16 protein-coding genes and 3 pseudogenes are annotated in these 19,443 nt (G+C 70.6%); 13 read left to right on the top strand and 6 right to left on the bottom strand.

Features of this window, described 5'->3' with window-relative positions; genetic code table 11:
• Nucleotides 1–606: 606 nt before the first annotated feature.
• From ACFU3E_RS37030 to ACFU3E_RS37010, 5 genes are all read left to right on the top strand, one after another.
• Nucleotides 607–2,247 (top strand): ABC transporter substrate-binding protein, encoded by a 1,641-nt coding sequence (locus ACFU3E_RS37030; protein ID WP_384168773.1) that lies wholly within the window; start codon nt 607–609, stop codon nt 2,245–2,247.
• Nucleotides 2,248–2,393: 146 nt separating this feature from the next.
• The gene (locus tag ACFU3E_RS37025) at nt 2,394–3,320 is read left to right on the top strand and encodes an ABC transporter permease (RefSeq protein ID WP_384168770.1); all 927 of its coding nucleotides are present in this window, start codon (nt 2,394–2,396) and stop codon (nt 3,318–3,320) included.
• Entirely contained in the window at nt 3,313–4,281 is a 969-nt protein-coding gene (locus ACFU3E_RS37020) for an ABC transporter permease (protein WP_384168767.1), read from the top strand. The genes ACFU3E_RS37025 and ACFU3E_RS37020 overlap by 8 nt, the downstream gene beginning before the upstream one ends.
• 11 nt (nt 4,282–4,292) lie before the next feature.
• Nucleotides 4,293–5,351 carry an ABC transporter ATP-binding protein gene (locus tag ACFU3E_RS37015; protein WP_384168764.1) on the top strand — a complete coding sequence of 353 codons (1,059 nt, stop codon included), beginning with the start codon at nt 4,293–4,295 and terminating at the stop codon, nt 5,349–5,351.
• Nucleotides 5,344–6,492 carry an ABC transporter ATP-binding protein gene (locus ACFU3E_RS37010; protein ID WP_384168761.1) on the top strand — a complete coding sequence of 383 codons (1,149 nt, stop codon included), beginning with the start codon at nt 5,344–5,346 and terminating at the stop codon, nt 6,490–6,492. The genes ACFU3E_RS37015 and ACFU3E_RS37010 overlap by 8 nt, the downstream gene beginning before the upstream one ends.
• Nucleotides 6,493–6,847: 355 nt before the next feature.
• Here the strand turns inward: ACFU3E_RS37010 and ACFU3E_RS37005 are convergent, their stop codons facing one another.
• Nucleotides 6,848–8,974, bottom strand: coding sequence for a prolyl oligopeptidase family serine peptidase (locus ACFU3E_RS37005; protein ID WP_384168758.1), 2,127 nt, complete (start codon nt 8,972–8,974; stop codon nt 6,848–6,850).
• Nucleotides 8,975–9,151: 177 nt separating this feature from the next.
• Between ACFU3E_RS37005 and ACFU3E_RS37000 the strand changes: the two genes are divergently transcribed.
• Nucleotides 9,152–9,346 carry a hypothetical protein gene (locus ACFU3E_RS37000; protein WP_003992731.1) on the top strand — a complete coding sequence of 65 codons (195 nt, stop codon included), beginning with the start codon at nt 9,152–9,154 and terminating at the stop codon, nt 9,344–9,346.
• 61 nt (nt 9,347–9,407) lie between these two features.
• Here ACFU3E_RS37000 and ACFU3E_RS36995 read toward each other — a convergent pair whose 3' ends face one another.
• Together ACFU3E_RS36995 and ACFU3E_RS36990 are read right to left on the bottom strand one after the other, a co-directional pair.
• Nucleotides 9,408–9,617 (bottom strand): DUF397 domain-containing protein, encoded by a 210-nt coding sequence (locus ACFU3E_RS36995; RefSeq protein WP_384168776.1) that lies wholly within the window; start codon nt 9,615–9,617, stop codon nt 9,408–9,410.
• Nucleotides 9,618–9,632: 15 nt separating this feature from the next.
• Nucleotides 9,633–9,898, bottom strand: a pseudogene (locus tag ACFU3E_RS36990) (Scr1 family TA system antitoxin-like transcriptional regulator); the annotation flags it as partial.
• Here ACFU3E_RS36990 and ACFU3E_RS36985 point away from each other — a divergent pair.
• The 5 genes and pseudogenes from ACFU3E_RS36985 to ACFU3E_RS36965 form a co-directional block, all read left to right on the top strand.
• A pseudogene (locus ACFU3E_RS36985) lies at nt 9,899–10,198 on the top strand (helix-turn-helix domain-containing protein); the annotation flags it as partial.
• A gap of 235 nt (nt 10,199–10,433) precedes the next feature.
• On the top strand, nt 10,434–11,294 hold the full coding sequence (gene mshB, locus ACFU3E_RS36980; RefSeq protein ID WP_384168754.1) for an N-acetyl-1-D-myo-inositol-2-amino-2-deoxy-alpha-D-glucopyranoside deacetylase: 861 nt from the start codon (nt 10,434–10,436) through the stop codon (nt 11,292–11,294).
• Entirely contained in the window at nt 11,291–11,701 is a 411-nt protein-coding gene (locus tag ACFU3E_RS36975) for a DUF6113 family protein (protein WP_384168751.1), read from the top strand. The genes mshB and ACFU3E_RS36975 overlap by 4 nt, the downstream gene beginning before the upstream one ends.
• A gap of 156 nt (nt 11,702–11,857) precedes the next feature.
• Nucleotides 11,858–14,557, top strand: a complete 2,700-nt coding sequence (locus ACFU3E_RS36970) for a hypothetical protein (protein ID WP_384168748.1) — start codon at nt 11,858–11,860, stop codon at nt 14,555–14,557.
• A 142-nt stretch (nt 14,558–14,699) separates the two neighbouring features.
• A pseudogene (locus ACFU3E_RS36965) lies at nt 14,700–14,852 on the top strand (ATP-binding cassette domain-containing protein); the annotation flags it as partial.
• Between the two features lie 68 nt (nt 14,853–14,920).
• On the opposite strand, the gene ACFU3E_RS36960 reads toward ACFU3E_RS36965, so the two are convergent.
• Nucleotides 14,921–15,772, bottom strand: a complete 852-nt coding sequence (locus ACFU3E_RS36960; RefSeq protein ID WP_384168746.1) for a tetratricopeptide repeat protein — start codon at nt 15,770–15,772, stop codon at nt 14,921–14,923.
• A 30-nt stretch (nt 15,773–15,802) separates the two neighbouring features.
• Entirely contained in the window at nt 15,803–16,810 is a 1,008-nt protein-coding gene (locus tag ACFU3E_RS36955; protein WP_384168743.1) for a GNAT family N-acetyltransferase, read from the bottom strand.
• Nucleotides 16,811–16,950: 140 nt separating this feature from the next.
• Between ACFU3E_RS36955 and fdxA the strand changes: the two genes are divergently transcribed.
• A complete protein-coding gene (fdxA, locus tag ACFU3E_RS36950) occupies nt 16,951–17,271 on the top strand; it encodes a ferredoxin (protein WP_003973842.1) in 321 nt (106 codons plus the stop codon).
• A 127-nt stretch (nt 17,272–17,398) separates the two neighbouring features.
• Nucleotides 17,399–18,490, top strand: coding sequence for a bifunctional succinyldiaminopimelate transaminase/glutamate-prephenate aminotransferase (locus ACFU3E_RS36945; RefSeq protein ID WP_384168740.1), 1,092 nt, complete (start codon nt 17,399–17,401; stop codon nt 18,488–18,490).
• Nucleotides 18,491–18,561: 71 nt separating this feature from the next.
• Here the strand turns inward: ACFU3E_RS36945 and ACFU3E_RS36940 are convergent, their stop codons facing one another.
• Nucleotides 18,562–19,008 carry an ATP-binding protein gene (locus tag ACFU3E_RS36940; RefSeq protein WP_384168738.1) on the bottom strand — a complete coding sequence of 149 codons (447 nt, stop codon included), beginning with the start codon at nt 19,006–19,008 and terminating at the stop codon, nt 18,562–18,564.
• Nucleotides 19,009–19,443 lie beyond the last annotated feature (435 nt).

The raw sequence follows: 19,443 nt of genomic DNA, 5'->3' as shown, positions 1-19,443 counted from the left end.
CACCCCGCATGGGCGGGGTGCCCGGTGCCGTTCGTTGTGCGTGATCAAAGGGGAGGGAACGCAGCGGAAGGGATTGAGGAAAGGGTTAGGGAAAACCCTCGATTTATCGGTGGCAGCCGTCGGGGGCGGATTTCTGCCACTACCCTGCTGCGGAAGTGCCGTGCCTCCCCCTGCCCCGGGGATCGCACAACGGCCTTTCCGCACAAGCTTGTTGATCGCGCGACAGACTCCGGTGGAACCCTGCACGGGACCCACGGTAGGTCGCAAGCGGTTTATCTCACTCTCGCGTCCGGAATGCGGACAGCCGACACCGATAGATGTGTAACAAGTCCGTTTCGCAGGGATCTTTCACCAAACCCTTTGTCCGGATTTTGGAAGATGTATGCGCGAGCTGTGATCGAACCGAGACCTCGAGAGTGTGGTTCGGTCCTGGCGTTTGGCAGATAGTTAGGCGCGTAGAGCTCGGATGAACGGGTCACTCGCTGGAGGCGGCGCCGACTCACGAGCGCGGGGGCACTTGACGATTTCCGGCACCGGCGACGGGCGGTGGCGGTGGTCCGTCTGTGCTCCCTTTGCGGTGAACCAATGACTTCATAGGAGGAACCCATGCGCGGTGCCAAGAGCGCCAAGTGGGTCGCGGGGGCGATAGTCGTCGCCCTGGCCGCCACCGCCTGCGGCGGCGGCGACGACAGTGCCGGCGACGACATGAACAAGGGGAAGGCCGACCCGAACGGCATCGTCACTGCGCAGCTGAGCGAACCTCAGAACCCGCTGCAGCCGGCCAACGCCAAGGAGAGCCAGGGCAGCCGCGTGCTGCGCACGATCTTCGCCGGCCTGGTCGACTACGAGCCCGGCACCGGCAAGCTCGAGTACGTCAACGCCGAGTCGGTCACGCCGAACGACGACTCGTCCGAGTGGACCGTCAAGCTCAAGCCGGGCTGGAAGTTCCACGACGGCACCCCGGTCACCGCGAAGTCCTACGTGGACTCGTGGAACTGGTCGGCCAACATCAAGAACAACCAGACCAACTCCAGCTGGTTCGCGGACATCGTCGGCTTCGAGGACGTGCACCCGGAGAAGGGTGACCCGAAGAGCGACACGATGTCGGGCCTGAAGGTCGTCGACGACAACACCTTCACGATCAAGCTGACGCAGCCGGTCTCGTACTTCGCGTACAAGCTGGGCTACGACGTGTGGGCGCCGCTGCCCGAGGCCTTCTTCAAGGACCCGAAGGCGTACGGCGAGAAGCCGGTCGGCAACGGTCCGTACAAGTTCGTCTCCTGGGAGCACAACAAGCTCATCAAGGTCCGCAAGTTCGCGGACTACCAGGGCCCGAACAAGGCCAAGAACGGCGGCATCGACTTCAAGAACTACACGACCGCCGACGCCGCGTACTCGGACCTGCGCTCCGACAACGTGGACTGGATCGAGCAGGTCCCGACCACCGCGCTGGCCAACTACAAGACGGACCTGGGCGACCGCGCAATCGACCAGCCGTACTCGGCCGTTCAGTCGATCGTCCCGGCGTTCTACACCAAGCAGTTCAAGGACATCGACCCCAAGGTCATCCAGGGTCTGTCCATGGCGATCGACCGCCAGACGATCACCAAGACCGTCCTCCAGGGCACGCGTACCCCGGCCGACTCCTACGTCGCCCCGGGTGTCCTCGGCTACAAGAAGGGTGCGCTCGGCGACATCGTCAAGTTCGACCCGGCCCAGGCCAAGAAGCTCGTCCAGGAGGGTGGCGGCGTCCCGGGCAACAAGATCCAGATCCAGTACAACGCCGACCAGGACCACAAGCCCTGGGTCGACGCGGTCTGCAACTCGATCCGCAAGTCCACCGGCGTGGAGTGCACGGGCGACCCGAAGCCGACCTTCCAGGCCGACCTCGACGCCCGTGACAAGGAGCAGGTCAAGTCCATGTACCGCGGTGGCTGGGTGCTGGACTACCCGGTCAACTCGAACTTCATGCGCGACCTGTACGGCAGCACGGCGGCCGGCAACACCAGCGGCTACTCCAACAAGGAGTTCGACAAGCTGAGCTCCGAGGCGGACAAGGCCAGCTCGCTCGACGAGACCGTGAAGCTGTACCAGGACGCGGAGCAGCTCCTCGCCAAGGACATGCCGGCGATTCCGCTCTGGTTCTACGAGGTCAACAGCGGTCAGTCCACGAACATCCTGGGCAAGATCGAGTACGGCCAGGACGGTGACCCGATCTTCGACACCATCCAGGTCAAGCAGAAGTAAGAAGACGACCGCAGACCGGTGCCGCCCCTCCCTTTCAGGGGGAGTGGCGGCGCCGGTCCGTAGGCACAGGCCTCCACCTCACCCCCCTCACCTGCGGTAGATGAGTGCGCAGGCCTCGCCGACCCCTCACGGCATGGAGGCGCAAGATGGGGCGCTACGCCGCCAGGCGACTGCTCCAGATGATCCCGATCTTCATCGGGACAACTCTGTTGATCTTTCTGATGGTCCACATCCTGCCGGGCGACCCGGTCCGGGCCATCTACGGGGACAAGGCTCCCGATCCCGCACAGATCGCGCAGATCAAGCGCGAGTACGGCTTCGACAAGCCCGTCCTCGAACAGTATGTCCACTACATGTGGAGTCTCCTCCAGGGAGACTTCGGCAAGACCCTCTCCGGGCGCCCGGTCATCGAGCTGATGGCCAACGCCTTCCCGGTGACGCTGCGGCTGACGCTGCTGGCTCTCACCATCGAGATCATCATCGGTGTGGGTCTCGGCGCCTGGGCCGGTCTGAAGGCCGGAAAGCCCGCCGACACCGGCGTGCTGATCTTCACCCTGACCGTGATCTCCATCCCGGTCTTCGTCCTGGGCTTCATCGCCCGGTTCATCTTCGCCGACGAACTCGGCTGGCTGCCGCCCAACGTCCAGGACTCCACGGACTACTCACAGTTGTTCCTGCCGGCCCTCGTCCTCGCCATGTTGTCCATGGCGTACGTGGCCCGGCTGACGCGGACGACCTTCGCCGAGAACCTGCGGGCCGACTACATGCGCACCGCGCTCGCCAAGGGCCTGCCCCGGCGCCGCATCATCGGTGTCCATCTGCTGCGCAACTCGCTGATCCCCGTGGTCACCTTCGTCGGCACCGACGTCGGCGGCTTCATCGGCGGTGCGGTCATCACCGAGGGCATCTTCAACATCCAGGGTGTCGGCAACCTTCTCTACCGGGCGATCCAGACGAGCGAGGGCTCGACGGTCACGGGTGTGGTGACGGTGCTCGTCCTCGTCATCCTCCTGATCAACCTGCTCATCGACCTGCTGTACGCGGTCCTGGACCCGAGGATCCGGTATGCCTGACGTGACCAAGGCCCAGACCACCGACTCCGCGACCGTGGACGCCGTGGCCCCGCCGGCCGTGGGCGGACCCGCCCTGGAGAGCGCCGAGAAGAAGGAGAAGCCCCGTTCCCTGTGGGGAGACGCCTGGTACGACCTGCGGCACCGCCCCATGTTCTGGGTGTCCTCGGTGCTCCTGGTCCTGCTTCTGGTGATCGCCGCGTTCCCCGGCTGGTTCGCCAGCGTCAACCCGCGCGACGGTGATCTCGTTCACCACTACCTGAGCAAGCCGGAGCTGACTCACTTCTTCCAGCCCGACTGGTTCGGCTACGACCAGCAGGGCCGGTCCATCTACTCGCGCGTCATCCACGGCACCCGCGCCTCCATCATGGTCGCAGTCGGTGTGACCCTCGCGGTCACGCTGGTCGGCGGCCTGCTCGGCATGCTGGCGGGCTACTTCGGCGGCTGGATCGACTCGGTGATCTCCCGGATCATCGACATCTTCTTCGGCCTGCCCTTCCTGCTCGGCGCGATGGTCGTCCTGAACGCCTTCACCGAGCGCAAGGAGTACGTGGTCATCCTGGCCCTGGCCTCTCTGGGCTGGACCTCGATCGCGCGTGTCACACGCAGCTCCGTGATCACGGCCAAGCAGGCCGACTACGTGACGGCGGCCCGGGCGCTCGGCGCCGGCACCACGCGGATCCTGTTCCGCCATGTGATGCCGAACGCCCTCGCGCCGACCATCGTCGTGGCCACGATCGCCCTCGGCGGTTACATCTCGGCTGAGGCGACACTGTCGTTCCTCGGCCTCGGCCTCAGCGACCCGACGATCTCGTGGGGCATCGACATCTCCGAGGGCAGCAAGGTGATCCGGGACAACCCGCACGCGCTGCTGTTCCCGGCGGGCATGCTCTTCGTGACGGTCTTCGCGTTCATCATGCTCGGCGACGCGGTACGCGACGCCCTCGACCCGAAGCTGCGCTGAGGAGGGCGTACGTGACCACCATTGACAAGACCAGGAACGTCCCCGAGCCGCGCGGTGCGGCCGAGGGTGACGTCCCCCTGCTCGAAGTGCGTGACCTGCACGTCGAGTTCCACACCCGTGACGGCGTGGCCAAGGCCGTCAACGGCGTCGACTACACCGTGAACTCCGGCGAGACCCTCGCCGTGCTCGGCGAGTCCGGCTCCGGCAAGTCCGTGACCGCGCAGGCGATCATGGGCATCCTCGACATGCCGCCCGGGCGGATCCCCCAGGGCCAGATCCTGTACCGGGGCGAGGACATGCTCACCATGTCCGGCGACGCCCGGCGCAAGATCCGCGGCAGCAAGATCGCCATGATCTTCCAGGACGCGCTCTCCGCGCTGAACCCGGTGCTGTCCGTCGGCTACCAACTCGGCGAGATGTTCCGCGTCCACCAGGGCCTGAGCAAGAAGGACGCCAAGGCCAAGGCCATCGAGCTGATGGACCGCGTGAAGATCCCGGCCGCCAAGGAGCGCGTCGGCGACTATCCGCACCAGTTCTCCGGCGGTATGCGCCAGCGCATCATGATCGCGATGGCGCTCGCCCTGGAGCCGGACCTGATCATCGCCGACGAGCCGACCACGGCCCTCGACGTGACGGTCCAGGCCCAGGTCATGGACCTGCTCGCGGAGCTCCAGCGCGAGTACAACATGGGCCTGATCCTGATCACCCACGACCTCGGCGTCGTCGCCGACGTCGCGGACAAGATCGCGGTGATGTACGCGGGCCGGATCGTGGAGACCGCGCCGGTGCACGAGCTGTACAAGCGGCCCGCGCACCCCTACACCAAGGGACTGCTCGAGTCGATCCCGCGCTTGGACCAGAAGGGCCAGGACCTGTACGCGATCAAGGGTCTGCCGCCCAACCTGACCCGCATCCCGTCCGGTTGCGCCTTCAACCCGCGGTGCCCGCAGGCCCAGGACATCTGCCGTACGGACGTCCCGGCCCTGCAGCCGGTCACCGAGCGGGACGGCGGCGAGCTCGTCGGCCGCGGCAGCGCGTGCCACTTCTGGAAGGAGACGATCCATGGCTGACCTGGAGAAGACGGACGAGTCCATGGACGCCACTCCCGACGTGGCCGAGGTCGACACGGTGGAGGCCGCGAGCGCCGAGGAGGCCGTCGCCGCGATCGAGGCCCCGGCCGAGCGCGGTGAGCCGATCCTTCAGGTGCGCAACCTGGTGAAGCACTTCCCGCTCACCCAGGGCATCCTGCTCAAGCGTCAGATCGGCGCGGTCAAGGCCGTGGACGGGATCTCCTTCGACCTCTACCAGGGCGAGACGCTCGGCATCGTGGGCGAGTCCGGCTGTGGCAAGTCCACGGTGGCCAAGCTGCTGATGATGCTGGAGAAGGCGACCGCGGGCGAGATCTTCTACAAGGGCCAGGACATCACCAGGCTGTCCGGCCGCGCGCTGAAGGCCGTACGCCGCAACATCCAGATGGTCTTCCAGGACCCGTACACGTCGCTCAACCCCCGTATGACGGTGGGCGACATCATCGGGGAGACCTTCGAGATCCACCCCGAGGTGGCGCCGAAGGGCGACCGCCGCCGCAAGGTGCAGGACCTGCTGGACGTGGTCGGTCTCAACCCGGAGTACATCCACCGCTACCCGCACCAGTTCTCGGGCGGTCAGCGTCAGCGCATCGGCATCGCCCGCGGCCTCGCGCTCAACCCCGAGATCATCATCTGCGACGAGCCGGTCTCCGCGCTGGACGTGTCCGTCCAGGCGCAGGTCATCAACCTGATGGAGAAGCTCCAGGACGAGTTCAACCTCTCCTACCTCTTCATCGCGCACGACCTGTCGATCGTCCGGCACATCTCGGACCGGGTGGGTGTGATGTACCTCGGCAAGATGGCCGAGATCGGTACGGACACGGAGATCTACGACCACCCGACGCACCCCTACACCCAGGCGCTGCTGTCGGCCGTCCCGGTCCCCGACCCGGAGTCCCGTGAGGGCCGCGAGCGGATCATCCTCACCGGTGACGTCCCGTCCCCGGCCAACCCGCCCTCGGGCTGCCGCTTCCGCACCCGCTGCTGGAAGGCCCAGGACAAGTGCGCCGAGGAGGTCCCGCTCCTGGCGGTCCCCGAGCGCTTCCAGGGCGAGGACACTCCGGCGGCCCACGACTCGGCCTGCCACTTCGCGGAGGAGAAGGACGTGGTCCACGCGGCCTGACCTCACCGTCCCCGGATCCCGGCCTCCCTCAGGGGTGCCGGGATCCGGCGTTCGAGGCTCCTGCAATGCTGCAACGCATCGAACTCGGAGCTCTCGACCTGTCCCGGGCCGTCCACGAGTGGGGCCGGCCCCCGGGCACTGGGCGGCCTTTCTCTCGAACACCGACGGCTTCGAAGTGGAACTCGTGACGTCCGCGGCGTACAACCCCACAAACCCCCGCCAACTGTGTTAACACGCAGGCAACTTCGCCGACCCGGTTCCGATATACGGACGCGTCAGGCTGGTCGGCGTACGGCCGTGCGGGTGCCGTAAGCGGGCCGGGGCGCCCATGTCGCCCCGGCCCGTTGCCGTGTCCTCAGGTGCCGGTGAGGCCCAGGGAGCGCTTCAGGAAGTCCACCTGGAGAAGCAGCAGGTTCTCCGCGACCTGCTCCTGAGGGGTCATGTGGGTGACGCCCGACAGGGGCAGTACCTCGTGGGGCCGGCCGGCGGCCAGGAGGGCCGAGGAGAGGCGCAGGGCGTGCGCGACCACGACGTTGTCGTCGGCCAGGCCGTGCACGATCATCAGGGGGCGGTGCGGCTCGTTGGGGGAGGAGAGGTCCCCGGCGGTGACGAGGGAGCTCTTCGCGTACGACTCCGGGTGCTCCGCCGGCGTGCCCAGGTAGCGCTCCGTGTAGTGGGTGTCGTACAGGGCCCAGTCCGTCACCGGCGCGCCCGCGATGCCCGCGTGGAAGACGTCCGGGCGGCGCAGCACCGCCAGGCCCGCCAGCCAGCCGCCGTAGGACCAGCCGCGGATCGCCACCCGGGACAGGTCCAGGGGGTAGCGCTTCGCGAGGTCCTCCAGCGCCTCCACCTGGTCGTCCAGCGACAGCGTGAAGTCGTGGTGGATCGCCTTCTCCCAGGCGGGGGAGCGGCCCGGGGTGCCGCGGCCGTCCGCGACCACGACCGCGAAGCCCTGGTCCGCGAACCACTGCGACGTGAGGTGCGCGTTGTGCGCGGCGACCACCCGCTGGCCGTGCGGCCCTCCGTACGGGTCCATGAGCACCGGCAGTGGGGTGTCGCCGTCGTAGTCCCGAGGCATAAGCACGGCGCACGGGACACGGCGTGCGCCCCCCTCGGTGAGCGTCACGCGGGGGGACATACCGGGAGCTTCGGCATAGGAAGGGACAGTCCTGGTCGGTTTTCCGTCGCGCAGAACCCGCACCAGAGAACCTGGCCGATTCAGTGTCGCCGAGACCAGGACCGTCACCTCCCCGGCCCGCACCGCCGCGTGCACGCCCGGCTCCTGGGACACCCGCTCCACGCCCAGCTCGTTCACCCGGTACACATGCACCTGGCCCGTCTCCGCCTCGCCGGCGGTCTCCGCGCCCGCCGACGCCGAGATCAGCACGTCGTGTTCGGAGACGTCCAGCACGGCCCGGACATGCAGCTGCGCTCCCGTGAGCGGCCGTTCCCCGACCGCCAGCACGCGCGCACCGCCCTCGTCGGCGATCCGCACCAGCTGCCCGGACGGGCTCCAGCACGGCACCCCGGGGAAAAGTTCCAGCCATGTTCGATCTTCGTCGGCGTGCACCATCCGCGTCGCGCCCGAGTCCGGATCCACGGCCAGGATCAGCTGACTGCGCTGGTCGCGCGCCTGTACGAGCAGCAGTGGCGCGCCCGCCGCTGACCAGTGGACATGCGCCAGATACGGGTAGCGCGCCCGGTCCCAGGCGACCTCCGTGCGCAGCCCGTCCAGGTCGATCACGAACAGCCGCACCTCCGCGTTGCCGGTGCCCGCAGCCGGGTACGGCACCCGCTGCGGCTCCCGTTCCGGATGTGCGGGGTCGGCGATCCACCATCGCCGCACCGGCGTGTCGTCCACACGCGCCATGAGTAGCCGGTCCGACTCCGGAGCCCACCAGAAGCCCCGCGAACGCCCCATCTCCTCGGCCGCGATGAACTCGGCCAGTCCGTATGAGACATTCTCCGACTCCGGCCCGGCGAGCACCCGGTCGCCCTCCCCCTCGGCGCCCACGACGCGCAGAGCACCTTGCGCGACGTACGCGACGTGCCGTCCGTCGGGCGACGGACGCGGGTCGATCACCGGCCCCGGCGCGGGCAGTTCACGCGCCGTCCCGGCCCGCAGTTCGGCCGCGAAAAGCCGCCCTGACAAGGCGAAAGAAGCCAATTCGACGGCCGCGTCGGTGGCGTACGCGACGATGCCGGCCCCGCCCTCGCGGCTGCGTTCGCGCCGGGCCCGTTCCTCGGGCGAGAGGTCCTCCGAGGCGCCGCCCAGCAGGGCGCGCGGGTCGGCGGCGACGCGCTCCCCGCCCTCCTCCGTATCGAGGACCCAAAGCGAATTCGCCCGGTCCGTACCGGAACCGGAGCGCAGGAACAGAACACGCGAACCGTCGGGCGCCACGGTGAACGAGCGCGGCGCGCCGAGCGTGAAGCGCTGGGTACGGGCGTGCCGTCGGGGGAAGGAGTGAGGCTCGGTCGTCATGCCCTGACCATATTGGCCATGCGCCCCCTTGTGCGGCCGTGCGCCGATCGATGCGCACGGAGGGATAGTTATGATCAATGTCGCATAGTGGGTATGAACCTGCTGGCTGCTGTACGGATTTACTGCCCCCATAGTCCGACCCCCCGCGCCCTCGTGGATCTTTGGAGGTGAACCGCCGTGGCACTCTCGATTTCGGCGGTGGTGCTGCTGGCGATCATCGTCTTCTTGTTGATCAAGAAGTCGGGACTGAAGGCGGGGCATGCGATCGTCTGCATGCTGCTCGGCTTCTACCTCGCCTCCTCGACCGTCGCTCCCACGATCAGCGAGCTGACGACGAACATCGCGGGCATGATCGGCAGCATCAAGTTCTGAGCGTCGCGCGTCCAGGCCCGGAGTGAGGGACGATCCGGGCCTGAGAGGAGGCGTCGCCGGATCAGCTCCCGACCGCGTACGGCACGAAGCCGGCCCACGCGGCGGGTGCGAAGGCCAGCCGGGGACCGTCGGCGTTCTTGGAGTCACGGACGTGGACGGTGCCGGGTTCTGTGGCGACCTCGACGCAGGAGTCGCCTTCACTGCCGCTGCTGTAGCCGCTCTTGAACCACGCCAGGCCGGAGGCGTCTCCGGACGAGGTCTTGCGGATCATGTCTCCCCCCGCCGTGATGAAGGCAGTCGACTCAGGTGGTGTGAGCGCCTGAGCCGGATAATGCCATAGCGGAGTTCCAGGATACGGAGCTGCCGCAGGTCGGACACCGGTCGCCCGTTGGCCACTGCTGGTGAACGCCCGATCGCTGACCCGTCCTCGAACTTGAGCACCTCGTTGCTGCCGTCCAGGCCGGCATGCGCTTCCCGTTCGATCGGCATCACCCGAAGCTCGACGTTGTGCAACTGGGCTGCTTCAAGCAGATGCTCGAGTTGACCCCGCAGTCGGCCCACCTGACCCCCGGTGTCGCCGCCTGGCTGGAACGGGACGTCAGCCCCGCCGCCGTACGCCGCGCCCTGACCGCCGACCTGCCGCCCGAGGGCGTACGACGGCCCGCCGCCTTCCTGGCCCACCGTCTCGCCGCCCAGGTTCCGCCCCCGGCCCCGTTCCGGGCACCGGCCGTCGACCCGCCGTCACCGGTACGACACCCGATGCAGAACTGCGACGGCCGCGACCGCGGGTTCCGCGCTGTCCGTCCCGGCCGCTGCCGCGACTGCCGCTCCGACCTCGAGGAGGCAGCATGAACGTGACGATCCTTGCCCCCGGGCACAGACGACGAGGAGCGAGCGCCATGACCATCGCGATCGGTGAGTGGACCATCTCCACGAGCGGCCTGCCGCGCTAGCGGGACGACGGCGCGGAAGAGGCGGAGCCGTGAAGGGCGTGATCCGGAATCAGAGGGGGCTGCCCCGGTCACCTCCGGCGTCGAGCACCTGGGCACGGGCCGAACAGCGGTCCGGTGCCTCATAGGGTGGTCCCATGACGGAACTGCCCTCCCGGCGTCTGCTGCTGGTGCACGCGCACCCGGACGACGAGTCGATCAACAACGGCGCGACCATGGCCAGGTACGCGGCCGAGGGTGCCCACGTCACCCTGGTCACCTGCACCCTCGGTGAACGCGGCGAGGTCATCCCGCCCGGGCTCGCGCACCTGAGCGGTGCCGCCCTGGGCCGGCACCGCCGCAGCGAGCTCGCCGCCGCGATGGCCGAGCTCGGCGTCCAGGACGTCCGCCTGCTCGGCGGAGCCGGGCGCTACAGCGACTCCGGGATGATGGGCCTGGCCGACAACGACGACCCCGGCTGCTTCTGGCAGGCCGACGTCGACGAGGCCGCCGCGCACCTCGTCGAGGTGATCCGCGAGGTACGCCCCCAGGTCCTGGTGACCTATGACGAGAACGGGGGCTACGGACACCCCGACCACATCCAGGCCCACCGCGTCGCGATGCGTGCCGCGGAGCTGTCCGCCGACGCCGGTCTGCCGATCCCCAAGATCTACTGGAACCGGGTCCCCCGCCCGGTTGCGGAGGAGTCCTTCGCGCGGCTCCGGGAGGACCTGCCCGGCACCCCCTTCACCGAGGCCGCCGAGGTCGACGACGTCCCGGGTGTCGTGCCCGAGGAGCGGATCACCACCGTGATCGACGGCACCGCCCACGCCGCCGCCAAGGCCGCCGCGATGCGCGCCCACGCCACCCAGATCACCGTGGCCGAGCCGTACTTCGTGCTGTCCAACGAACTCGCCCAGCCGATCCTCACGACCGAGTACTACGAGCTGGTGCGCGGCGAGCGGGGCCCCGGCGAGCGGGAGACGGACCTGTTCGCCGGTGTCGAGGAGGCCTCATGAACGACCGTACGCCGATGCTCGCCCAGCCGGTGCGGCCGCCCTCCGCCGGACGGGTCGGTGCGTACCTGGGGTTCTTCGTGCTCGGGGCCGTGGTCGGTGTGGCCGGGGCCCTCGTGCAGCCCGGCTGGTCCCCGGGCGGGCTGCTGCTCGCCCTGGCCGGTGAGGCCGGAGCCGTCCTCGGCGCCACACGCGTCATCCGCGGCCGTGCCGGGGGCGTCGCGGCCGCCGCGGGCTGGATGCTCGCCGTCGTCCTGCTCACCGCCAGCCGACCCGAGGGGGACTTCCTCTTCGCCGCGGGGAGCGGCTCCTATCTCTTCCTGCTCGGAGGCATCGCCGTGGCTGTGATCTGCGCCACCTTCGCCCCGGGGCGGCAACCGGACGGCGACGCCGTCCGACTTGCCAAGTGACGTACCACTTCGCCGGGACGCGCCCGTGGGGGTCCGGTGTGAGTTTCCCCAGCGGTCCTGGGATACGGGTGAGAAGTGGCCAGTATGGTGGTGCGCGCCGCCGAGCTGCCCGCGTGAGGTTGTGTCGGGCGGCGGAGCCAACCGGGAGAACCTGCCTTGAGTCGTGAAACTGACACTCCGTCCTCCGGGCCCAACGGGCGCGGCGGAGCCGCCTACCCGTCGGGTACGCCGCCGTACGGGACCCCGACGGTCTCCGACGCCGGTACGGACGCGGGCCGTTCCGCCACGCGGCCGGAGGAACGCAAGACCGAGACCACGCTGACGACCCGGATCCGGATCAACATCCCCGGGTCGCGGCCCATTCCGCCCGTGGTGGTGCGCAAGCCCGTCGCGGAGGCGGAGAGCTCGGCCGGCACCGACACGCGCGGTGAGGCGCCGACGGCGCCCGGCGCCGCCCCGTCCACGGGCACGGGCACGGGCACCGTCGAGCCTCCCGCCGAGCCCGCACAGCCGGGCGACGACAAGCCGGCCAGCGACTGGTTCGCGCCCCGCAAGTCCGGCACAGGCAAGGGCGGTCCGGGCAGCGGGTCCACCAACGGGGCCGGGCTGCCGGGCGGTTCGCGTCCCGCGGCGGGCGGCTCCGGCGCGGGCAGTCCCGGCGCGGGGGCGCCGGGTTCCGGTGCCGGTGCGTCCGGTGGGGCGCGGCCGGGTGCCGGGCGGCCCGGAGGCGTGGTCGGCTCCATGGGCGCGCCGGGCGGCTCCCGGTCCGGCGGTACGAACGGTGCCGGGCTCCCCGGCGGCGCGACCGGCGGCCCCGTCGCGCCCGGGCACGGCGGCGGCACCGGTTCCTTCGACGTCACCGAGGCCCTGGCGGCGGGCCCGCTGGGCAACGGCTCGCGTCCCGCCCCGGGCGGCGGCGAACCGCGCCGCGACGACCTGCCGTACTTCTCCGAGAACGGCCAGAACGGCCAGAACGGCCAGAACGGCCAGGGCGGCTACGGCGGTCAGCCCGGCGGGCCGAGCACGGCGGGCGGCTTCGGCGGCACCGGCGCGCCCGGCGGTCCCGGCTCCCAGGTCCCGGCCGGCCCGACGGGCGGACCGGTCACGGGTGACGGCCCGATGGTGCCGCCGGCCGGCGGGCCGGGCGGCTTCAACGAGCAGGGCGGGCCGGGCGGTCCCGGGCGGCAGGATGCCTTCAACGCGCCCGGAGGCCCGGGGGGACCCGGGGCGTTCCACGCACCCGGCGGCCCCGGCGGCCCCGGTAACCCGGGTGGACCTGCTGCCTTCAACGCCCCCGGTGCTCCTGGCGGTCCCGGCGGCTTCGGCGAGCCGGGCAGGCCGGGCGCTCCCGAGGCCTTCAACGAGCCGGGCGGCCCGGGTGCCCCTGGCGGTCCCGGCGGCTTCGGCGAGCCGGGCAGGCCTGGTGGCCCCGAGGCCTTCAACGACCCCGGCGGTCCTGGTGCCCCCGGCGCCTTCAACGACCCCGGCCGGCCGGGAGGCCCCGGCGTGCCCGCCGGCCCCGGAGCCATAGGCGGCGGCCCCGGTGGCCCGGGCGGTCCCGCCGGTACGGGCGGACCCGGAGCTCCTGGTGGCCCCGCGGGCCCGGGCGCCCGGGGCGCCACCACCGCTTCCGGTGCCGCAGGCCCCGGCCCCGGCGGTGGCATGAGCGACGACACCGCCATCCTCACCCCGCAGAAGCCCGCCCCCGAACCCCCGGACGGCCAGGGCTACAGCGGTCCCCGGCACGACAACGTCTCCGGGCACACCGTCACCAGCGGCATCCCCGTCGTACCGTCCGGCGCGGCCTCGCCGTTCGGCCCGGGCGCGCCCGGTGACGGCCCGGTGCCGCACACGGCCCCGAAGCTGCCCGAGCCGGTCTCCCCGCCCCCGGCGAGCTCCTCGAAGGCGCCGAAGAAGAAGGGGCGCAACAAGCTCGTGCTGCTGGCCGTCGGCGTGATCGTCCTCGCCGGTGGCGTGTACGGCGCCGGCCTGCTGATGAACCGTACCGACGTGCCCAAGGGCACGACCGTGCTCGGCGTCGACATCGGCGGCACCACCCGCGACGGCGCCGTCAGGAAGCTCGACGAGGCCTTCGACAAGAACGTCGGCAAGGAGCTGAAGCTGTCGGTGGGCGGCAAGACCGTCGCCCTCGACCCGGACAACGCGGGCCTGCAGTTCGACATGGACGCCACGGCCGACGCGGCGGCGAAGAGCGACTACAACCCGGTCTCCGTGATCGGCTCGCTGTTCGGCAACCACCGGGTCGTCACACCGGTCATGCCCGTCGACGAGGAGAAGCTGCACGCCTCCCTGGAGAGCGCCGCGGGCGGCGGCGCGACGACCGACGGCACGATCGTCTTCAAGGGCGGCAAGGCCGTCCCCGTCTACGGCAAGACCGGCCAGGGCGTCGACCTCGCCAAGGCGACGACGACGGTGGAGGAGGCGTACCGCGCCCAGGTGGAGACCGGCACGGCCGGCACGGTGAACCTCCCGACCACCACCCGGCAGCCGACCGTCTCGAACGCCGAGGTCGACCGGATGCTCAAGGAGTTCGCGCAGCCCGCGATGTCGGACCTCGTCACCATCCGCACCGACGCGGCGCACAGCATCGACTTCGGCCGTGTGTCCCTGCCGAAGATCCTGAGCTTCAAGGCCGTGGACGGCAAGCTGGTCGACACGTACAACCTCAAGGCGCTCCAGGAGGCGTACGGCACGACCTTCGAGGGCGTGCAGATCGAGGGCGCGAGCGGCAAGCGCGAGGTCACGCCGCAGGACGTCGTCACGGCGCTGCGCGAGGCCCTGCGCGGCAAGACGCCCGCGGAGCGCGTCGGAGTCATCGACACCAAGCCGAACTGACCTCCGGCCACTCGCGCGCTTGAGCCCCTGCCCGGTGAGGGCAGGGGCTCTCGTCGTCACCCCACAGGCATGACACCCGTCATGCGGCACTCCGGACGCCCCGCACTGCCCCCGACCTCACGCCCGAAGCCACGATGGCCGCATGACCACGACAGCCTCGGTGGTCGCGTTCGGCCAGGTGAGCAAGGCATACGACGCCGTCCGGGCCGTGGACGGACCGACCCTCGACCCCAGCCCCGGTCAGACCGCGGCACTGCTCGGCCCCAACGGCGCCGGCAAGTCCACCACCCTGGAACGCCGAGGCGGTCCGGGTGGCACGGGTGAAGGGCTGGCTGCAGAAACCGGGCCTGCTGCGAGGAGGGCTCAGTTCAGCATCGCCCGAGCCGCGAAAGCCTCCCTGCGCACCCGCTCCGCTGCGCCCTCGTCCACCGCCTGCACGACCTCCGCATAGGCCTCCAACTCCAAGGCCCCGGCGAGGAACTCCCCCCGCTGAACGAGCAACTGCGCCCGCTCGTAGCGCAACCGGGCCGGACGCGACGGCAGCAGCAACGACAACTCGACCGCCCACAACGCCACATCCGACCGCTCGGGACGGGTCGCGGCCCACGCCCGCACGTTGTTCAGGATCCTCAGCACCACATCGAGCGGGCTCGCCGGCCGCAGCATCGCCGCATCCAGCCGCGCCCCCGTCGCCCCGGCGACCAGCAGTTCCGCGTCCGCCCCGCCCAGCACCCGCCCGCCGTCGAACGGGTCGGCGAGCACCTGCCGCTCCTCCGGCCCGAACCCGACCACGAAGTGCCCCGGCAGGGCGACCCCGTACACCGGCGCTCCCGCCCGCCGTGCCACCTCCATCCACACCACGGACAGCAGGATGGGCAGCCCTCTGCGCCGCCCCAGCACCTCGTGCAGCAGCGAGGACTCCAGACGCTGGTAATCGGCCGGAGTGCCGTGGAACCCCATCCGCTCACCGAGCAGCTCCCGCAGAGCGACCGCCCAGGCCCGGGGCCCGGCGGGCCGGTACGGCAGCAGCCCGGCCAGCCGGTCCAGCTCGACCTGCGCGGCGTCCAGGCCCGCCTCGTCCAGCTCCCCGTCCGCCTGCGCGCCCACCAGCAGGCACAGCGTCGACAGATCGGGCCGCTCGGACCGGGCCTCTTCGGCGAACCGCCGCCGCAGCTCGGCGGAACGTCCGGGGGACGGGGGATTCGGGGGACGCATGGCTGGCTCGTGCCCTCTCACGACGATCGGTCACCGGCCGGTGCCGGGGTCGTCCGGCGCCCGGTAGTGGTGGTAGGCGTGATGCGCGGCGAAGCCCATCCCGGCGTACAGCGCCCGCGCTCCCGCGTTGTCGGCCTCGACCTGGAGCCACGAGGCCGACGCGCCCTCGTCGAGCGCCTGCCGGGCCAGCGCGGCCATCACGGCCGTGCCCAGGCCCTGCCGCCGCAGCGTTGGATCGACCTCCACGGCGGCGAACCCGGCCCACCGCCCGTCGACGACACACCGCCCGATGGCGGCCGGCCCCGTCGGCCCGGGCACGCTCGCGAACCACACGGACGGCCCACTCCCCAGCACCCGCAGCGCCACCTCGCTCACGCCCTTGCGCTGGTACCGGGCCAGCCACCCCTCACCGGCCTCCCGGGACAGCACGACGCCCGCCGGATCACCCCGGTCGGCGAGCGGCGCCAGCGGCCCGGTCCACAGCTCGGCGGTCACCTCCCGCACCCAGCCCCGCTGCTCCAGCTCGGCGCAGAGCAGCTCCTGCGTGCCCTCGGCGCCGGTCGCGGTCTGGACGTAGGCGGGCAGTCCGCGCTCGCCGTACCACCGCCGTACGGCGTCCAGGGCCTCGTCGAGCGGCACGCCCGGCGTGCCCGACGGCAGCACCGAGTTGGCCCGCCGTGTGAAACCGGAGGCGGCCCGCAGCTCCCACGCGCCGAGCCGTTCGCTCTCCACGGGCCGCCAGGCCCGCGCGGCGACCCGGGCCAGCTCCTCGTAGGTGGCCGCCGGGCCGCGGCGACGCGCCGGGGCGGCGGGCACGGTCTTGCCCGCGACCAGCGCGGATTCCGCGATACGGACGCTTTCACCACTCTTGCGTGTGATCAGCAACACACCCTTGTCCCATGATGTGAGAACACCGACCGTGTCGGTGAACATCTCACCCGGAGCCCCATGTTCGATCAAGCTCCGCACCGAGACCCGTTTGCCCACGTCAGCAGCGGTGATACGGACCTCAAGTCGCCCCGCGGCAGAGATTTCCACAGGTCAGTTCACCCCTCCTGTTCGGATCATGCCCAAGAACGGAGATACTAGGGGCGGGCATCGACGACGCCGCGCTCCCGCGCGCCAGGCGGCGGAGCCTGAGGAGGCCCGCCAGCGCCCTATCGAGGAGGAACGACAGCGTGACCTACGTCATCGCGCAGCCTTGTGTCGACGTCAAGGACAAGGCGTGCATCGAGGAGTGCCCGGTCGACTGCATCTACGAGGGCCAGCGGTCCTTGTACATCCACCCGGACGAATGCGTCGACTGTGGTGCCTGTGAGCCGGTCTGCCCGGTCGAGGCGATCTTCTACGAGGACGACACTCCCGAGGAGTGGAAGGACTACTACAAGGCGAACGTCGAGTTCTTCGACGAGCTCGGTTCGCCCGGCGGAGCGAGCAAGCTGGGGCTGATCGAGCGTGACCACCCCTTCGTCGCCGCGCTGCCGCCGCAGAACCAGTAAGAGCGGCCCGCACCAGCGCCGCCTCGGTCCCGTACGGCCTGATCAGCCCGCTGATCGCCGTACGGGGCCGAGGCGTTTGCCGTTTGCCGCAGCCCGGCTCGTACGTGCCAGAAAGTGAGCCAGACCCGTGTCCGCAGTCTCCGACCGCCTCCCCACCTTCCCCTGGGACAAGCTGACCCCGTACAAGGCCACGGCCGCCGCCCACCCGGACGGCATCGTCGACCTGTCCGTCGGTACCCCGGTCGACCCGGTACCCGAGCTGATCCAGAAAGCGCTGGTGGCCGCGGCCGACTCGCCGGGCTATCCGACCGTCTGGGGCACGCCCGAGCTGCGCGACGCGATCACCGGCTGGGTGGAGCGCCGCCTCGGCGCACGGGAGGTCACCCACCACCACGTGCTGCCGATCGTCGGCTCCAAGGAACTCGTCGCCTGGCTCCCGACCCAGCTGGGCCTCGGCCCCGGCGACCGGGTGGCCTACCCGCGCCTGGCCTACCCGACGTACGAGGTCGGCGCGCGGCTGGCCCGCGCCGGGTACGAGGCCTACGACGACCCGACGGAGCTGGACCCCGAGGGCCTGAAGCTCCTCTGGCTGAACTCCCCGTCGAACCCCACGGGCAAGGTCCTCTCCCGGGAGGAGCTGACCCGGATCGTCGCCTGGGCCCGCTCGCACGGCATCCTGCTCTTCTCCGACGAGTGCTACCTGGAGCTGGGCTGGGAGGCCGACCCGGTCTCGGTCCTGCACCCGGACGTCAACGGCGGTTCGTACGACGGCATCGTCTCCGTCCACTCCCTCTCCAAGCGCTCGAACCTCGCGGGCTACCGTGCGGCCTTCCTGGCCGGTGACCCGGCGGTCCTCGGCCCGCTCCTGGAGATCCGCAAGCACGGCGGCATGATGACGTCGGCCCCGACGCAGGCGGCGGTGATCGCGGCCCTCGCCGACGACGACCACGTCCGCGTCCAGCGCGAGCGCTACGCGTCCCGCCGCGAGCTCCTGCGCGAGGCCCTCCTCACCCACGGCTTCCGCATCGAGCACAGCGAGGCCAGCCTCTACCTGTGGGCCACCAGGGGCGAATCCTGCTGGGACACGGTCGACCACCTCGCCAAACGCGGCATCCTCGTGGCCCCCGGCGACTTCTACGGCCCGGCGGGCGCGGAGTTCGTCCGTGTGGCGCTGACGGCGACGGACGAGAGGGTGGCGGCGGCCGTACGGCGGCTGTGACCGCCGCCGTACGCACGACGAAGGGGTCCGGGGAAGCTCCCCGGACCCCTTCGCCGTCACAGGCCGGGACGTCAGCCGACCGGCAGGCTCTTCACCGGCAGGGAGTCGGCGGACGGCACGCCACCCTTGGTCAGGGAGTCGGTCGGCAGGCCACCCTTGGCCGAACCGGCCGTGTCGCCGACGAGCTGCCCGGCGGAGCCCGCCGCGTCACCGGCCGCCTTCTGCGCCACGGGCGTGGTCTTCTTGACCGCCTTGCCGCCGGTCTTGCCCGCGGCCGGGACCGCCTTCTCGACGGTCTTGCCGCCGGTGTCACCCGCGGACTCGGTGACGTTCTGCGCCGCGCCGTCGACGGTGTTGCCGACGTTGGCCCCGTCCAGGGCGGTCAGGCCACCGAGGTTCGGGGTGGCGGGCAGCTCGGGGGCCGCGCTGGCGGAGCCGGCCGCACCGACCCCGGCAGCCGCTCCCGCAGCGACGATCAGCGCGGCACGGGCGATCCGGCGGGTCAGGGGGAGGGACATGGTGCTCCTTCGACGGGAGAGAACAGTGAGCTTCGTGAAGTGTCCGACCGGGTCCGGCAGTTGATCGACTGGCTGTGGATCACCCCGGCTCGGACGCAGTGACTACCGCTCGAAGCCCGCGAAGGTTGCGGCGCCGCAACGTAAAGAGTTGGTAATGCGTCGCATTATCGGCTGCGGATAAAAACGGTCAAAGAGGCTCCGGCGAGAGAACCCGCCGAATCCTTCCAGCCCTGTTCTCCCAAGGGTTTTCACGGTCGTCCGGGTGTGGGTGCGAAAACCTGCGCACACCGTCGCCGCCCAGCGTTGCGGGTAACCCCCTCGGGTGAGTCCCCGCACCCCTGCGCGATCTAGTGCCGCGACAGGCAACGTTCGCCCCGTTTCGACGCCCGGCACGCTCCCCCGAGCTCTTCGAGCAGGGGGGACCCCCACTCGCCG

The organism is Streptomyces sp. NPDC057424, from assembly GCF_042803315.1.
Taxonomy (GTDB): domain Bacteria; phylum Actinomycetota; class Actinomycetes; order Streptomycetales; family Streptomycetaceae; genus Streptomyces.
The sequence above is the reverse complement of the archived record's forward strand: the minus strand, read 5'-3'. Positions and strand labels throughout refer to the sequence as shown.

Coding starts and splice junctions, on each gene's coding strand:
- ACFU3E_RS36960 (WP_384168746.1), bottom strand. CDS start 15,772: ATGCGTCCCCCGAATCCCCCGTCCCCCGGACGTTCCGCCGAGCTGCGG.
- ACFU3E_RS36940 (WP_384168738.1), bottom strand. CDS start 19,008: ATGTCCCTCCCCCTGACCCGCCGGATCGCCCGTGCCGCGCTGATCGTC.
- ACFU3E_RS37020 (WP_384168767.1), top strand. CDS start 3,313: ATGCCTGACGTGACCAAGGCCCAGACCACCGACTCCGCGACCGTGGAC.
- ACFU3E_RS37030 (WP_384168773.1), top strand. CDS start 607: ATGCGCGGTGCCAAGAGCGCCAAGTGGGTCGCGGGGGCGATAGTCGTC.
- ACFU3E_RS37010 (WP_384168761.1), top strand. CDS start 5,344: ATGGCTGACCTGGAGAAGACGGACGAGTCCATGGACGCCACTCCCGAC.
- ACFU3E_RS37025 (WP_384168770.1), top strand. CDS start 2,394: ATGGGGCGCTACGCCGCCAGGCGACTGCTCCAGATGATCCCGATCTTC.
- ACFU3E_RS36975 (WP_384168751.1), top strand. CDS start 11,291: ATGAACGACCGTACGCCGATGCTCGCCCAGCCGGTGCGGCCGCCCTCC.
- mshB (WP_384168754.1), top strand. CDS start 10,434: ATGACGGAACTGCCCTCCCGGCGTCTGCTGCTGGTGCACGCGCACCCG.
- ACFU3E_RS37005 (WP_384168758.1), bottom strand. CDS start 8,974: ATGACGACCGAGCCTCACTCCTTCCCCCGACGGCACGCCCGTACCCAG.
- ACFU3E_RS36995 (WP_384168776.1), bottom strand. CDS start 9,617: ATGATCCGCAAGACCTCGTCCGGAGACGCCTCCGGCCTGGCGTGGTTC.